1 protein-coding gene is annotated in these 812 nt (G+C 73.0%); it reads right to left on the bottom strand.

Annotation, left to right across the window (positions count from 1 at the left end; genetic code table 11):
* Positions 1–812, bottom strand: an 812-nt coding sequence (locus tag AC5RUJ_RS17495; protein ID WP_494156408.1) for an aldehyde dehydrogenase family protein, incomplete at both ends; no start/stop codon positions are given.

The raw sequence follows: 812 nt of genomic DNA, 5'->3' as shown, positions 1-812 counted from the left end.
CGCCTCGGCCACCTGGGCGTTGACGCTGTCCCGGAGCCTGCGGTCCACCAGCGGCGCCATCGCCCCGCCGTCGTTGCGTTTGCGGGCCTCGGCGGCGAGCGCCTCACAGAACGGGCCCGCGACGTCGCGGTGCACGTAGATGCGCTCCACCGAGGTGCAGATCTGGCCACTGTTGGCGAACGCCCCGATGGCCGCCTGCTCCGCCGCCCATGCCGGATCCACGCCGGCGTCGACGATCAGCGGATCGTTTCCGCCGTTCTCGCGGATGACATGGGCGCCGGTGAGCGCCGCGGCCCGGGCAATCCTGGCGCCGGTGAGGCTCGATCCGACGTGCGCGATCACGTCAACATCCGGGTGGCCGGCCAGCGCCGCCCCGACCGCCGGGCCGCCGGTCAGCGTGGTCATGACCTGCGGCGGCAGCACCTCCGAGAGAATCCGGCCGAGCAGCTCACCCAGATGCGGGCAGCGTTCGCTTGGCTTGTGCAACACCGCGTTTCCCGTCGCCAGCGCGGCACCCAGCAGCCCGGCGGCCACCGCCACCGGATCGTTCCAAGGCGTGAGCACTACGGCCAGGCCCCGTGGTTCGTTCACGGTGTAGTCGGCGGCAAGCGAACCGCCGCGCAGGCTTCGGCCGCGGTGCACCGGGCCCAGCTGGGCGTACTGGCGCAGGGTTCCGGCCCCGGCAAGCACGCCCTCCAGGGCTTCATGTTCCGGCCGGCCGGTCTCCCGCGCGTTCATCGCGGCCAGCTCCTGCGAGTGCTCCTGCAAGGCTGCCGCGGCCGCTTCCAGCAGTTCGCCGCGGGCGGCAGCGT

It is taken from the genome of Arthrobacter sp. Y3223164, from assembly GCF_059091005.1.
Note: the sequence above shows the minus strand (reverse complement) of the source record. Positions and strands in the feature narration are given on the sequence as shown.